Source organism: Neomelitea salexigens DSM 19753, from assembly GCF_000422345.1.
GTDB lineage: Bacteria > Pseudomonadota > Gammaproteobacteria > Pseudomonadales > Spongiibacteraceae > Spongiibacter > Spongiibacter marinus_A.
In genome coordinates, this window is the sequence record NZ_AULP01000001.1 from 631,369 (window position 1) to 645,525 (window position 14,157).

Consider the following 14,157-nt stretch of genomic DNA (forward strand, 5'->3'; position numbering starts at 1 on the left):
AAAGGCGAAAAACAGTAGATTAGACGCAGTTTTTAATACAGACATATTAAAAGAGTCACCACTATGAGCGATAAAGATAAAAGCAGCCCCAGTAAACCCCTCCGCGCCAGAGATGTGAGCAACTGGGATATCGAAACAGACGTAGCCATTGTCGGCTTCGGCGGCGCAGGTGCTTGCGCGGCGATTGAAGCAGCCGATGCAGGCGCCTCGGTCGCCCTGTTTGAGTTAGCCAGTGCCAGCGGTGGCTCCACAGCACTTTCAAGCGCTGAAATTTACATGGGCGGCAATGGCGGCACGCCGGTTCAGAAAGCCTGCGGCTACGAAGACGACACCGACAATATGCTCAGCTACCTTCGCGCATGCTTTGGCAATCAGGCCGATGACGCGAAATTACAACACTACTGTGAAAACAGCATCAAGCACTACGAATGGCTCACCGGCATGGGCGTTCCCTTCAAAATGAGCGAGCTGAAAGAGCGCGCCATTATGGCCCTGACCGACGACTGCCTGCTGTTTACCGGCAATGAAAAAGCCTACCCCTTCTACGAGCAGGCCAAACCCGTGCCCCGCGGACACAACCTTGAAGTAGAGGGCGACAACGGCGGCCCTCTGCTGATGAAAATTCTTACTGAAGCGGTGGAACAGCGCCCGGCGATTAACGTTCATTACGAAGCTCGAGCATTGACCTTGGTTCAAAACGATGACGGCGAAGTCGTTGGCATCGTGGTGCGGATCAACCAGAAAGAGCAGTACGTGCGAGCGAATAAAGGCGTAATTCTCTGTGCTGGCGGGTTCTGCATGAATGAAGACATGCTGCGCCAATATGCTCCCCAGTTTGACTGTGGTCTGACACCAATCGGCAATCCCGGTGACACCGGCAGCGGCATCCGTATGGGCATGGGTGCAGGCGCAGCGGTCACCAATATGCATGAGTGCTTTGTAAGCCTCCCATACTACCCACCGTCGTCACTGACTTACGGCATTTTGGTCAACGACAAGGGCCAGCGCTTTATCAACGAAGACTGCTATCACGGCCGCGTTGGCTATAACGCCTTGCTTCAGCAGCAAAATTCAAAGCGTATCTACCTGATCACCGACGTTGACGGCTATGGCGACTACGAAAAGATGAGCTACCTCGGCGCCCAAGTTGCCGGCACCGGTGAAAGCATCGCCGAACTGGAACAGGAACTGGAATTGCCCGAGGGCAGCTTGCAGCACAGCCTAGATACCTACAACCAAAATGCAGAGCGCGGAGAAGACCCCCTATTCCATAAATCGGAAGCCTGGCTGCGGCCAATTCAAGCGCCTTACGTCGCGCTGGACTGCACTCTGGGGCGGGGCCCCTTCTATCCATTCTTCACACTCGGTGGACTGGAGAGCTTACCGACCGGAGAAGTGCTGAACGGCGACAAAGAAGTCATTCCGGGCCTTTATGCTGCCGGTCGCACCACCGCGGGTATTCCGCGCACGGCGGCAGGGTATGCCAGTGGCATGTCAGTGGGTGACGCAACGTTCTTTGGTCGCATGGCCGGCAAGCAAGCCGCTCTTCGTTAAATTCAGCGGCAAAACCACTAACCCCTGCCTCGGAAACTACCTACGTTTTCGAGGCAGGCCTGCCATACCATTTGTGTTAGCGTAGCAACTAAACATAATTACACGTTTGCTATGTCCAGCACGACAACTGAACAACAAGAGCTAGCCGACGAACGGCGCAGTATCGAACGCTCAGGTCGCTTACACGGCGCGCACTGGAGTGTGCTGGCACTTTCGCTCGTGCTCACTTTTTTCGTTTGGCAATACGCTGAGCGCCAAGCACAGGACAAGCGCGAAAGCCGCTTCCAACGCTACAGCTCCCAGGTTGCTGGCCTGATTCAGGAACGGCTCCACAAGTACGAAGATGCCCTCTGGGCAGGTGTCGCCGCTAAGCACTCCCATAGTCAAGCGGTCGACCTGGCAACGTGGCGGCGCTTCTCCTCGGCCTTACACATTAGCGATAAATACCCGGGTATTAACGGCATTGGTGTTATCGACTATGTGCCTCGGCAGCAGTTAGACGACTACCTTGCCACGCACCGACGGGACCGCCCGGCATATAAGGTGCACCCGCAGCACACACTACCCTTTTTGCTGCCCATCACCTTTGTCATGCCGGAAGATAAAAATGCTGCAGCCATTGGCCTTGATGTCGCCCATGAAGCGAACCGGTTGCGCGCCGCGCTTAACGCCCGAGACAGCGGTAAGGCGCAAATTACCGGGCCCATCGTACTGGTTCAGGATGCTAATAAAACGCCGGGGTTTCTCTTCTACGCACCGTTTTACCGCCAACACAGTGAAACACTAGACGAGCGCCGCGCTAATTTCGCAGGCATGGTCTATGCGCCGTTTGTGGTCGCTGAACTGATGCGCGGGACACTGGAGCGGCAACAACGGGACATATTTTTACGCATTTCTGATGGCGATACCGTGCTATACGATGAGTTCCCTGAAAACAATCAAGCACAGGGCCTCTTCGCCCAATACAAGCTGAATATCTACGGCCGTGAATGGCAGATAGCGACGGCCAGCAGCCCAAGCTTTTGGACCAATACTGACGACTCACAGCCCAAGGTTATTCTGATCTGCGCACTGGTTATTGATGCCATGCTCCTGCTGCTGTTTATCAGCCTGAGCCGCGCTCACCGCCGCAGTTTTAATTTTGCACAGCGCATGCTCGCCAGCTCAGAGAAAAACGCCGCCGCCCTGACCCAAACCATTGATAAGCTGGAGCAAAGCAATCACCAGTTGGAGCGCTTTGCCTTTATTGCCTCACACGACCTGCGCGAGCCGCTGAGAAGCTTGGGAAATTACAGCGAGCTGCTCAAAAGTGATGGTGGCAGTATGTCGGACGAGCAGCGCGGCAAGGCCACCGGCTTTATACAGGCAGCTGCTAAGCGCATGGAAGAGCTGCTCACCGCCCTACTGAACTACAGCCGCATCGACTTCAGCTACCAAGCTGAAACGGTAAATTGCGCTAAATTGCTCGCCGAGTTGCGCGATGATCTCAGCAAGCAACTCGCAGACGGCGAAGTGGACATTAGCATTGGCCCAATGCCGGTTATTCAGGTCGGGCGCAATGAGATCCGTCAGCTTTTACAAAACCTGATTACCAATGCGATAAAATTCCGTGCAAACGACAGGACCGCACAAGTAAAGGTCGAGTGTATCGAAAAACAGAATGCGTGGTTGTTCAGTGTTTGCGATAACGGCATTGGCATAGACAGCGCGCATCAGAATGCTATCTTTGATGTATTCAAACGACTACACCGGCACGAAGACATCCCCGGCAGCGGCATCGGCTTGGCCAGCTGCAAACAACTTTCGAAACTAATGGGTGGCGAAATTTGGGTGGAAAGTGAGGCCGGAAAAGGTAGTTGCTTTTATTTCACCGTACCGAAGGGCGAAGAATAATGAGTCCGAGTGTGAATTCTATACTGTTGGTCGATGACAGCGACGCCGACAATTACTACCACCAGTTATTGCTGGAACGGGCCAGCATAGCGACGCAGGTCACCGCTTGCACCTCGGCATTAAGCGCCCTCGACCACCTGATTGCCGCCTTGGATGGCGAGCACCCCATGCCGGATATCATCTTCTTGGATATCAATATCCCCTCGGTCGATGGTTGGGAGTTTCTCAATCACTACAGCCGCTGTCTGACTAAGGAGCAGCGAACAGCGGATATTTACATGCTGTCAACGTCGACTGACCCGAAAGATCGGGAGCGCGCAGAGGCTCACCCACTCATTAAAGGCTATATCAGCAAACCGCTGCAAAAAGATTGGTTGGACAGCCTCACTCAGCAGCTCGAACCGTCCTAATTATCGAGAATTCACCGAAGCGCTAGCCCTAACGCAGGCTCGCCGTTGCTTGCTTTGCCATATAGCCCGCCAGTTTGTTGCGCTGATAGCTCAGCGCTGACGATGCCACGCGGCCGCTTTCACCGTTTTCAATCCAGCGCTTGATCCGGCCTGCATCCCCCACTGGGCTGCTCTTACCGAAGGAGTCCAGCATTACCATGACGACAGGGCGATCATCCACTTCTGTTTTCATTACCAGACAGCGCCCAGCCAGATCTAAGTAACCGGTCTTACTAACCTCGGCCTGCCAGCGCTCATAGCGCAGCAAAGGGTTAGTGTTGACGTAAGCCAGGCGGTATCGCGGACGGCTGAAATTCGCGGTGTGAACGGGCGTTGTGGAATATTCTTTGATTTCGGGATACTCGGCAGCTGCAGCCACCATTTTTGCGAGATCAAGCGCCGTCGACGTATTTTTAGGCGACAGCCCGCTACTGTCTACAAACCGTGTGTTCTTCATCCCCAATTCGGCGGCCTTAGCGTTCATCGCTGCTACGAATTGTCGCTCCCCACCCGGATAATTATTCGCCAATGCTGCTGCGGCAAGGTTTTCGGAGGACATCAGAGCAAGCCTCAGTAATTCTCCCCTGGGGAGCTCTGAGCCAACACGAATACGAGAGAAGTAGTAATTAATCGCGCGTCGATCTACGTCACTGAAGCGAATCTTTTCATCTAGGGGCTGAGCACTATCAAGGATCACCATCGCCGTCATCACCTTGGTCAGCGATGCGATCGGCATGCGAAGATTGGCGTGCTTTTGGAACAAGAGCTCGCCGCTTTCCGCATCCATTGCCAATGCGCTAACGGATGCCAGCTTTAATCTTTCCTGTGTGTTCCCAGCAAAAACACTACCGCTGAAAATAATAAGTATGGCTGTGATGAGAGAACTCAAACTTCTCATAGACTTTGCCCTAACGTTTTTATTTAGCCAGACATTAGCACAGCTCAGGGGCCGCAACTGTGCGCGCTGTCGCCTTTCTTAACACAAACGCTAGGTTACAACAACTTCGCCAAGTGATTTTAAACCATTGGTATAGTTATGCTTTCAAACGAAGACTATCCAGAATCTCATCTACGGCGCCGCGATCCATGTCGCGATCCTCCATGGCGCAGGTATAGGTAATAAGCAGCAAATGATCCTCCGCCATCAGATACCATTCGCGTATAAAGTCGCCTTGGTCTTCGCCAATAAACTCCCAACCGCGCCACGCTTCACCAACGTCCACCCGCTCACCATCACTCAGCGAATGCCCCATTTCAGCGATAAGTCGCTCAAGTCCCTGGGGGTCGACCCTGCCGTCATCGGATTGCAGGTTGCTGAGACAGATACAGCCCAGCTCGTCTTCGTCAAAAATTAAAATACTGTCGTCGTCACGTTCGCTTCGCCATTGTTCAGGCAGAGCAATAAACCAAAAATCACTTTCGACTTCACGCATGGGGATTATCCTGTATACAGAGGCAACGGCGTCGACATGAGGATGGCATCTTCGCGACCGTTGCCCGAGGGGTAATAATTTTTCCGGATACCGTCTTCAGTAAAACCCAGAGTCCGATACAAGGCGCGTGCTGGAACGTTGGATTCACGCACTTCCAAAAAGCAGCGCTGAGCGCCTACTTGCTGCATCCACTCCAAGCCATTACAGAGCAGCTGTCGCCCAAGACCGCGACTGCGCTGTTTATCGCTAACAATAATATTGAGCAGGCTGAGTTCGTCTAAGACCAGTGAAAACGCCGCAATAGCGATCAACTCGCTATCCTCGCGCAGGGCAAAGCAGTAATCGTCTCGCAGGCTGCGTCGCCAGTTTTCATCTCGCCAGGGATAGGGGTCGCTGTGGCGGCTAAGCATTAAGCAGGCTGGCAAATCGGCACTGCTTAGCTCAACGAAGTCGACCGCCCTAGACACTTGCCTGAACAGCCCGTAATGCCGCCCATAACTCGGCTTTTGCGCCAGGACGCGCCTGTAAAACCTCAACACTGGGCGCGAGAATCAGTTTCGCAGAATTTGCGGCCAGATAGTCGCCATTGACATAAGGGCGCAACGAATCCCCAAAGACAACTACCACGTTCGCCGTAACAGCACTGCCCCGCTCCGCAATAAGATAGGCGCTTAGCGCCTCGCGCGCTTCTTCTTCGCCCGTTAACAAGCCCGGCACTTTCACAATAGGCCAGTCAAACACGGTGGCCGTTAGCGACAACTGTTGCTCGCGCTGCCAGTGCCGCGCCATCGCTCGGGCAATATTGGCTACAAGCCGTTTACTGGCAGGTGATAGGTCTGAGTCGCTGCAGTCAGCCAAGAACCGTACACCGATACCACTGTCGACCAGGCTAGCAGTAAAACGCAGCGCGGTGCTGCGCTGCGTCTCCGCAGTCGCCGCCGCGGCGGGGCGTTTCTCAACCGGCTTCTCTGCAGGCGAATCTTTACTTCCGGTCAGCTCCTCCAACGCACGCCGCGCAGACGCCGTATCGATATTCGACGCCCCAGTTTCAAGTGGCCGCTCGGGTTCAACTACGGCATCGCGCGTCGGCTCAGGTGCTTGCGCGTATTCAGCGCGAGCACTCGGCTTGGCGCCAGGCAGGCAAAAACGCGGCACATAGAGCGGTAGCCCCATGGCCTGTAAGTAAGCATGCTGAAGCTCAGCGCTCACTACACGCCCTCGCGCTGGGGATGAGCACGGGCGCTGTCCAGCTCCAGCAGGTTCAAGGCGTCCAAATACGCTTTGACCGAAGCGACAATGATATCGGTATCCGCACCATTGCCATTGACGATACGGCCATTCTTGGCAAGGCGCACTTGCACCTCGCCTTGCGAGTCGGTGCCCTGAGTAATTGCATTAACTGAGTAAAGTTCCAGTTTTGCGCCGGAGTTTACCGCCGACTCAAGCGCTTTAAACGCTGCGTCGACAGGGCCGTCACCCTCTGCACTGACACTGTGAGATTCACCATCAATGCTCAATAAAATATCGGAGCGAGGCTTGAAGCCACTGCGCGACACCGCCTCCAGGGTTTGCAGCTGGTAGCGCTGCGGTTTATCACCAGGCTGCACGTCGCTCATTAACGCCTGCAGGTCCTCGTCGAAGATCTCGTGTTTCTTGTCCGCCAGTTCTTTAAAACGGGTAAAGGCGAGATCGAGTGCACCTTGATGGGCAACTTCTATGCCCAGCGCCTCAAGACGCGCTTTGAAGGCAGCTCGGCCCGAATGCTTACCCAGTACCAGCTTGTTGGTGTGCCAACCCACATCCTGAGCGCGCATAATTTCATAGGTTTCGCGATGCTTCAGCACGCCATCCTGGTGAATACCCGACTCATGCGCAAACGCATTGGCACCGACAATCGCCTTATTAGGCTGCACAGGAAAGCCCGTAATCGATGAGACTAACCGCGACGTTGGCACGATTTGCGTAGTGTCTATTCCCACATCAACCGGGAACACATCGCGCCGGGTGCGAACAGCCATAACGATTTCTTCGAGAGAAGCGTTACCCGCGCGCTCACCCAAGCCATTGATCGTGCACTCCACCTGGCGAGCACCATTCATCACTGCCGACAGAGAGTTGGCCACTGCCAGACCTAAGTCGTTGTGGCAGTGCACAGAAAAAATGGCTTTGTCAGCGTTGGGAATGGTGGTTATTAAGCGCCGAACCAGCTCGCCATATTCACCAGGCTCACCATAACCCACGGTATCGGGCAGGTTGATTGTTGACGCGCCGGCGTCGATCACCTGCTCGATAATCCGGCATAAAAAATCAAACTCGGAGCGAGACGCATCCTCGCAGGAAAACTCCACATCGCCAACGAGATTGCGTGCGTGCTTAACCGCCGATACGGCGCGCTCGACCACATCATCTGGCTGCATCCGCAGTTTGTACTGCATATGTATTGGCGAAGTTGCTATGAACGTGTGGATACGCCCCTGCTTGGCCGGCTTCAATGCCTCCGCAGCGCGATCAATATCCTGTGCACCCGCCCGTGATAAGCTACACACCGTACTCTCACTCACGGCCTCAGCAACGGCTTTTACCGATTCAAAATCTCCGACACTGGCAATCGCAAAACCCGCCTCGATAACATCCACACCCATGCGCTCAAGCATCTTGGCAATGCGAACCTTCTCCTCTCGCGTCATTGACGCACCGGGACTTTGCTCGCCGTCTCGCAAGGTTGTATCAAAAATTACCAGCCTGTCTTGTGCCACTCCGTGCTCCTTCTGCCACTGCACTGATGAGAATGGCCCAATTATAGACTTTGTGGACCATTACCGCGCCCCCAATTTAACACTCGCCGCGCTCTCTGCGGAACTTGTCGGCGTATCGACATCAAACATGCACATAAGCCTGTCGCGCACTTGACCTGCGTCGCCGGGCACGGCTAAGTAGCCTTTTCAACCTCGAATCGACCGCCGGAGCTGTTCAATTATGCGTGCACTGCCATTGACGATAAGCCTCATAGCACTGCTTGCACTGCAAGCTGTTGCTACCAGTGCCTTGGCTAACGAGCAACAGAACAAGTCATTGGAAGAAGCCGCCACCAAGCCCAGCAACGGCCTGCAAACGCCACGACAAAAGCGCTCCGCAGCGATCATCGCTCGCGCTGAAGTGCCCGAAGCCGACCCCAATATCGCTTTAAACATACTCGGACACGATATTCTGCGCGGCAGTTTTCAACGCCTCTATTGGACCGCCGGGCAAGCCGTAGCCGGGCTCGCCATGCCCACCCCCGTTTTGGTTGCCGCTGGAGTGAACCCCGGGCCCACACTGTGCCTTACGGCGGCGGTGCACGGCGATGAACTCAACGGTGTCGAAACTATTCGCCGCGTGATGTTCAGCCTGGAAAGCGACAAGCTAAATGGCACTGTCATTGGCGTACCTATCGTCAACATGCACGGTTTTCTGCGCACCTCTCGCTACCTGCCTGACCGTCGCGACCTCAACCGCTATTTCCCCGGTGATGCGCAGGGCAGTTCCGCTGGACGCATTGCACACAGTTTTTTCAATGAGGTGATTTCCCACTGCGACCGCCTTATCGATATTCATACCGGCTCCTTCCATCGCACCAACCTCACGCAGCTGCGCAGTGACCTGGGCAAAGAGAGCGTGCAGCAATTTAGTAAGATGTTTCACGACGTCACGGTATTAGATGGCGCTGGTGCCAAGGGCACACTCCGCCGCGCCGCGGTCGACGCAGGCATTCCAGCCGTTACGCTCGAAGCCGGTGAACCGTTGCGAATGCAGCTCAAAGAGGTGAAGCAGAGCGTCAACGGTATTAAAGCCGTTATGCACTACATGAAGATGATCGACGACAAACCCGTTCGCGCGCCCAAGCAGAAAGTCTTTTATAAATCACTCTGGCTACGCGCCGAGCAAAGCGGCGTTTTTCTGTCGGAGAGCAAGTTGGGCGAAAACGTGAAAAAGGGCGATATTCTTGGCACCGTTACCGACCCGATCACCAACCGGTCCAGTGTTATCCGCAGCAGCGTAGACGGCCAGATCATCGGTATGGCGCTCAATCAAATGGTCATGCCGGGCTTCGCCGCCTACCATGTGGGCATCGCTGCCGACGAGAAGCGCGTCACGGCGGAAAAGGTCGCCGACTCCGTAGTAGCCGAAGCGCTGGAACCGGTTGCCGAAAACATGAAAGAAGCAGCCCGTGAAGCAGCGACGTCTGCCGCCGAGCGCAGCGATGACCCGAAAACTGTTAGCGATGCTGCCCGCGAGGCGGTGAAAGAAGCCGCCAAAGACGCCGGTCGTCTGCTGGAGGAGAAGCCCGCCAAACCCAAAGCGGGCGACCATCTCGCTCCCGATGCGGCGTCACTGCCTGAAGACGCCCAACACCGCGAAATCGACGAGCACCCTGAATAACTCTGCGGCTAAGTGAGCAGCGGGAGGTCGGTAAAGCCCACTTCTCGCTCTAGTTGCCCTGCCAGGCTAAACAACAACTCTTCTTCACACATACCGGCGATAAATTGCATACCAAACGGCAGCCCGCTGCTGGTTTTATGCAGAGGCACCGACATGCAGGGCAGGCCCGTAATATTGCCAAGCAGGGTGTAGGCCATTTTACCAAGTACCGGCAAGGCCATTTTTTTCACTAATCCGCTGCGCATTAACGTTCGGCCTATATTCATACGGTGAGACGCCAGCATTTGCGCAGCCTCCCAGGGTGATGGCGGTAACTGACCGTGCGGCACTGCAGCGGTGGGCGTTGTGGGGCAAAGTATGACATCGTAATCGGCCATCAACTCACCCGCGGCACGTTGCACTTTATGCCAGCCGTAACGCGCCTCCACGAGGTCTGCCGCTGAAAAGGAGCGTCCCATCATTGCCAGATTTTTGGTCGACGCCTCACAGCGACGGATGTCACTGCCGGGGTAGTCTCGTTGAATACGGCGCAGCAAACCGGCTACCTCTGCACCGACAATAACCAGAAAGTCTCGCCACATTTGGTCGCGATCAACCGACAGCTCAGCCTCCTCCACCCGGTGACCCAGCGCCGCCAGTCGCTCAGCGGTTTGTTCCAGCCCAGCCAGCACCTCTGGATCCACATCGGTCGGCACCAGCGGCTCTCGGCATAGAGCAATACGCAAAGGTTTTGGGTCCCGCTCAGCGGCCGCCAGGAAGCTGCCCTCAGGCGGCCGAATATTGTAGGGCGCCCCCAGCTCCGGTCCGGCTGTGCGGTCGAGCATCGCGGCACTATCGCGAACGGTTCTAGTCAACACATGCTCTGCCACCGCCCCCTGCCAATCCTCCCCCAGGTCGGGGCCCATTGGGTTGCGGCCTCGTGATGGTTTTAAACCAAACACACCACACCAGCTCGCGGGGAAGCGAATCGAGCCGCCGCCATCGCCACCGTGGGCAATGGGTACAATGCCCGCCGCCACAGCCGCCGCACTCCCCCCTGAGGAGCCACCCGTGCTGTAACCCGGCCGATGTGGGTTGTGAGACGGGCCAAAACGCTTGGGCTCGGTGGTAATAATCAGCCCAAATTCCGGTGTATTCGACTTCGCAAAAATATTCAATCCGGCCGCTTTATAGCGCTTCACCAGCTCGCTGTCATAGCTGGGGGTATAGGACAACGCGCGACTCCCCATACAAATCGGTTCGCCAGCAAACATCGCCATCAGATCCTTCAGTACAAAAGGCACACCTTGAAAGGGCCCCTCTGGCAGGCCATCAGTAATCTGCTGTCTGGCTCGGTCGGCAAAACTGTGAATCAGTACATTTAACTGCGGGTTGCAGGTGGCAGCCCTGGCCAGTGCCGCGTCCAATAATTCTTGCGCCGACACCTCTCCACGGCGCGCCAGAGCCGCCAGTTCCATCGCGTCAAACTGTGAGTATTCACTGAACATGATCGTTATCCTAGTTACTGTCGCAGCCCGAACGCCGAACAATGGAAAAGTTGCTCGATGCTGGCTACATTGATTCAGGCCTGCCAGTTTTTGTTAATTTGGAGCCTTCGCCCATGAGAATGTCGGACAGTATATTGCAAGAAATTCGTGTGCTTTCCCAGTTCAACCCCGCCTCGGGCTTGGAGGGCATCAAGGTCCATCACGATGCCGACCCCGCGCTGATTGCCGCGACCGAACGCTTGTTTAGCAAAGGCATCATCAGCCGCATAGACGGCGGCTATCTCACCGACGCCGGCATCGAGCTTATGCGTCACTTGGATAGCCTGACAACGGTCTTGGCAACCCAGATGGAAAGCGCGTCGCTGCACTAGGTGTAACAATTCACTGGCCAGCGAGCCACATTGCAGGAAATCGCGCTACACTAGGGGCTTTGCATCCCTGAGCCTGATATGGATCCACTCACACAAGGGTTACTTGGCGCCAGCGCCGCGCAAAACCTATCACCACCGCGGCGCTACGCCGTTGCCGCCGCCACACTCGGCTTCTTGTCTGGTATGGCGGCAGATCTAGACGTACTGATTCGCTCACCTCACGACTCGCTGCTGTTTTTGGAGTTTCACCGCCAATTCACCCACTCACTGATCTTCATTCCCGTGGGTGCACTACTCTGCGCCGCAGTGCTGAGACTATTTTTCCGGCGCCTGTGGCCAATGCCCTTCGGCCGCAGCGCACTATTCTGTGGTGCCGGCTATGCCACCCATGCTCTCTTGGACGCCTGCACGACCTATGGTACGCAGCTACTCTGGCCATTTAGCGACGCCCGCATTGCGTGGAATATATTGTCGATTATTGACCCCCTATACACCCTACCCATCGCCGCGCTGGTCGCGCTGGCATGGAAGGGCAATCGCCGCTGGGCTGCGCGTCTGGCCCTGGCCTGGATACTCGCCTACCCTCTGCTGGGCATTGTGCAGCGCGAACGCGCTGAGGCAGAGGGCTATCGGCTGGCAGCGAGTCGCGGCCACAACGTCGAATCATTGGAGGCCAAACCCTCTTTCGCCAACCTAATACTGTGGAAAACGGTGTACCGCAGCAACGGCCGCTTTTATGTGGATGCCGTGCGCGTGGCCCGGAATATCCGCACCTACCCCGGCGAGTCGATTGCCGCGCTTAATATTGAGCGCGACCTGCCCTGGCTACCGCCGGCCTCACGTCAGGCGAATGATGTAAAGCGCTTTGACTGGTTTTCCAAGGGCTATACCGCCCTTCAACCCGGTAATCCAAGCAAAATCATCGATATTCGCTACTCGATCCTACCCCACGAACTCGATGCTCTGTGGAGCATCCAACTCTTTCCCAGAGAGCCACAACGCGGCGTTGAGTATCAGGTTCACCGAAATAGCCGAGAAAAAACCGCGCTGGTCTGGGCAATGCTTCGCGGCGAAGACCTTCCCGCTGCTCAGGGGCACTCGCTGGCGGCACGTGGCAATGGCAACGCTGAGGAAAACAAAGCACTGTGACCAAACTCTCCGTACTCGATCTGGCACCTGTCGCGCAAGGCAGCGATATCGGTGAAACACTAGCGCGCAGCGCAGAACTGGCCCAGCGCTGCGAATCTATCGGCTATCAACGCTACTGGATCGCCGAGCACCACAATATGCCCGGCATCGCCTCCGCCGCCACCGCCCTGGTCATTCAGCACGTGGCGGCAGCCACTTCCCGCATTCGGGTAGGCGCTGGCGGTATTATGCTACCCAACCACGCGCCGCTTATTATCGCCGAGCAATTCGGCACCCTGGCATCACTGTATCCAGGGCGCATTGACCTCGGTGTGGGCCGCGCACCAGGCACCGACCCCGCCACGGCTCGTGCGCTGCGACGCAACTTACATGCGGATGTTGAGCAATTTCCACAGGATGTTGTCGAGCTGCTTAATTACTTCGACGGCGACCCCCAAGCGATGGTGCGAGCCATTCCCGGTGCGGGGCTGGATATTCCTGTGTGGGTTCTGGGCTCGTCACTTTTTGGCGCGCAACTCGCTGCGCAACTCGGCCTACCCTACGCCTTTGCCTCGCACTTTGCGCCGGGGCAACTGCAACAGGCTATTGCTCTGTACCGTCAGCAGTTCACGCCATCAAAGTACCTCGATGCGCCCTACGCGATGGCCGGCTTCAATGTGTTTGCCGCCCCGGAGCAGTCTGAAGCAGAGTACCTTGCCAGCTCCATGCAGCAAGCATTCGTCAACCTGCGTCGCGGCACACCTGGCCAATTGCCGCCGCCAATACCCAACTACCTGGATCAACTCGCCGCCCCTGAGCGCGCGCTGATTCAGTCAGTGATGAATTGCTCCGCAATTGGCGATGCCCAGACGATTGCCCAGCAGACCCGGCAGTTCATTGAGGAGAATAATGTCGATGAGCTGATTATCAGCTGCCAAATGCACAGCCACGACGCCAGAGTGCGCAGCTATGAAATACTGGCTAACGCACTCGCCGACTACGTTTAGCCCTTGGGAATCGCGTAGCTGGCCGATGCATAGGCCACCGGGTGCTCCTCACCCTCAGAGAAAATTTCAACGTCGGCAACCGCAATGCTGCGCCCGCATTTAATCAGCCGACAGTGCGCCAGTAAGTCTTTTCCGGCGGCGGGCTTCTTTAAGAAGTGGATATTGAGGTTGGTCGTCACCGCCAGCGGCACAATGCCGATACGCGACAGTACCGCCACATAGACAGCCAGGTCGGCCAGCGCCATCAATGTTGGCCCGGAAACCGTGCCACCCGGGCGCAGCGAGCTGTGATCAACGGCCTGCCGCACCACCGCTCGGCCGTCGCTCAGGTTTTCGATAACTGCCGGGCACTGGGGGAATTCCTGTAGCAGAAACTCACTGATTGCTTCCTTACTTGCCATGAATGGACGCTCCTT

Annotated in this window: 14 protein-coding genes; 7 read left to right on the forward strand and 7 right to left on the reverse strand. The window is 56.1% G+C overall.

Annotated features, from left to right (window positions below):
- The first annotated feature begins 63 nt into the window (after window positions 1-63).
- The 3 genes from H573_RS0103030 to H573_RS0103040 all read left to right on the forward strand — a co-directional run bounded on the left by H573_RS0103030 (window position 64) and on the right by H573_RS0103040 (window position 3,857).
- A complete protein-coding gene (locus tag H573_RS0103030) occupies window positions 64-1,554 on the forward strand; it encodes an FAD-dependent oxidoreductase (protein ID WP_027872976.1) in 1,491 nt (496 codons plus the stop codon).
- Between the two features lie 111 nt (window positions 1,555-1,665).
- Window positions 1,666-3,447 carry a sensor histidine kinase gene (locus H573_RS0103035; RefSeq protein WP_027872977.1) on the forward strand — a complete coding sequence of 594 codons (1,782 nt, stop codon included), beginning with the start codon at window positions 1,666-1,668 and terminating at the stop codon, window positions 3,445-3,447.
- A gap of 11 nt (window positions 3,448-3,458) precedes the next feature.
- Window positions 3,459-3,857 (forward strand): response regulator, encoded by a 399-nt coding sequence (locus tag H573_RS0103040; RefSeq protein ID WP_161624233.1) that lies wholly within the window; start codon window positions 3,459-3,461, stop codon window positions 3,855-3,857.
- Window positions 3,858-3,885: 28 nt separating this feature from the next.
- Here H573_RS0103040 and pbpG read toward each other — a convergent pair whose 3' ends face one another.
- From pbpG to H573_RS0103065, 5 genes are all read right to left on the reverse strand, one after another.
- Window positions 3,886-4,794, reverse strand: a complete 909-nt coding sequence (pbpG, locus tag H573_RS16830) for a D-alanyl-D-alanine endopeptidase (RefSeq protein ID WP_051170922.1) — start codon at window positions 4,792-4,794, stop codon at window positions 3,886-3,888.
- Window positions 4,795-4,930: 136 nt separating this feature from the next.
- Window positions 4,931-5,329, reverse strand: coding sequence for a hypothetical protein (locus H573_RS0103050; RefSeq protein WP_027872979.1), 399 nt, complete (start codon window positions 5,327-5,329; stop codon window positions 4,931-4,933).
- A gap of 5 nt (window positions 5,330-5,334) precedes the next feature.
- Complete coding sequence (gene rimI, locus H573_RS0103055; protein ID WP_051170923.1) at window positions 5,335-5,796, reverse strand: ribosomal protein S18-alanine N-acetyltransferase; 462 nt, start codon at window positions 5,794-5,796, stop codon at window positions 5,335-5,337.
- Window positions 5,789-6,538, reverse strand: coding sequence for a hypothetical protein (locus H573_RS0103060; protein WP_027872981.1), 750 nt, complete (start codon window positions 6,536-6,538; stop codon window positions 5,789-5,791). The genes rimI and H573_RS0103060 overlap by 8 nt, the downstream gene beginning before the upstream one ends.
- Window positions 6,538-8,085 (reverse strand): 2-isopropylmalate synthase, encoded by a 1,548-nt coding sequence (locus H573_RS0103065; RefSeq protein ID WP_027872982.1) that lies wholly within the window; start codon window positions 8,083-8,085, stop codon window positions 6,538-6,540. The genes H573_RS0103060 and H573_RS0103065 overlap by 1 nt, the downstream gene beginning before the upstream one ends.
- Window positions 8,086-8,305: 220 nt before the next feature.
- Between H573_RS0103065 and H573_RS16835 the strand changes: the two genes are divergently transcribed.
- Window positions 8,306-9,748: a succinylglutamate desuccinylase/aspartoacylase family protein gene (locus H573_RS16835; RefSeq protein WP_051170925.1), complete on the forward strand. Its 1,443-nt coding sequence runs from the start codon at window positions 8,306-8,308 to the stop codon at window positions 9,746-9,748.
- 8 nt (window positions 9,749-9,756) lie between these two features.
- Here the strand turns inward: H573_RS16835 and H573_RS0103075 are convergent, their stop codons facing one another.
- Window positions 9,757-11,235, reverse strand: coding sequence for an amidase (locus H573_RS0103075; protein ID WP_027872983.1), 1,479 nt, complete (start codon window positions 11,233-11,235; stop codon window positions 9,757-9,759).
- Window positions 11,236-11,348: 113 nt separating this feature from the next.
- Between H573_RS0103075 and H573_RS0103080 the strand changes: the two genes are divergently transcribed.
- From H573_RS0103080 to H573_RS0103090, 3 genes are all read left to right on the forward strand, one after another.
- Window positions 11,349-11,606, forward strand: coding sequence for a TIGR02647 family protein (locus H573_RS0103080; RefSeq protein WP_027872984.1), 258 nt, complete (start codon window positions 11,349-11,351; stop codon window positions 11,604-11,606).
- Between the two features lie 78 nt (window positions 11,607-11,684).
- Complete coding sequence (locus tag H573_RS16840; protein ID WP_084497889.1) at window positions 11,685-12,755, forward strand: metal-dependent hydrolase; 1,071 nt, start codon at window positions 11,685-11,687, stop codon at window positions 12,753-12,755.
- The gene (locus tag H573_RS0103090; RefSeq protein ID WP_027872985.1) at window positions 12,752-13,741 is read left to right on the forward strand and encodes an LLM class flavin-dependent oxidoreductase; all 990 of its coding nucleotides are present in this window, start codon (window positions 12,752-12,754) and stop codon (window positions 13,739-13,741) included. Before H573_RS16840 ends, H573_RS0103090 begins: the two co-directional genes overlap by 4 nt.
- Here H573_RS0103090 and H573_RS0103095 read toward each other — a convergent pair.
- Window positions 13,738-14,142 carry a PaaI family thioesterase gene (locus H573_RS0103095; RefSeq protein WP_027872986.1) on the reverse strand — a complete coding sequence of 135 codons (405 nt, stop codon included), beginning with the start codon at window positions 14,140-14,142 and terminating at the stop codon, window positions 13,738-13,740. The two genes, H573_RS0103090 and H573_RS0103095, sit on opposite strands and share 4 nt — an antisense overlap.
- Window positions 14,143-14,157: the final 15 nt, after the last annotated feature.

Bases quoted from the DNA above. Each gene is read 5' to 3' on its own strand.
- H573_RS0103030 (WP_027872976.1), top strand. From the start codon at position 64: ATGAGCGATAAAGATAAAAGCAGCCCCAGTAAACCCCTCCGCGCCAGA.
- H573_RS0103035 (WP_027872977.1), top strand. From the start codon at position 1,666: ATGTCCAGCACGACAACTGAACAACAAGAGCTAGCCGACGAACGGCGC.
- pbpG (WP_051170922.1), bottom strand. From the start codon at position 4,794: ATGAGAAGTTTGAGTTCTCTCATCACAGCCATACTTATTATTTTCAGC.
- H573_RS0103050 (WP_027872979.1), bottom strand. From the start codon at position 5,329: ATGCGTGAAGTCGAAAGTGATTTTTGGTTTATTGCTCTGCCTGAACAA.
- H573_RS16835 (WP_051170925.1), top strand. From the start codon at position 8,306: ATGCGTGCACTGCCATTGACGATAAGCCTCATAGCACTGCTTGCACTG.
- H573_RS0103075 (WP_027872983.1), bottom strand. From the start codon at position 11,235: ATGTTCAGTGAATACTCACAGTTTGACGCGATGGAACTGGCGGCTCTG.
- H573_RS0103080 (WP_027872984.1), top strand. From the start codon at position 11,349: ATGAGAATGTCGGACAGTATATTGCAAGAAATTCGTGTGCTTTCCCAG.
- H573_RS16840 (WP_084497889.1), top strand. From the start codon at position 11,685: ATGGATCCACTCACACAAGGGTTACTTGGCGCCAGCGCCGCGCAAAAC.
- H573_RS0103095 (WP_027872986.1), bottom strand. From the start codon at position 14,142: ATGGCAAGTAAGGAAGCAATCAGTGAGTTTCTGCTACAGGAATTCCCC.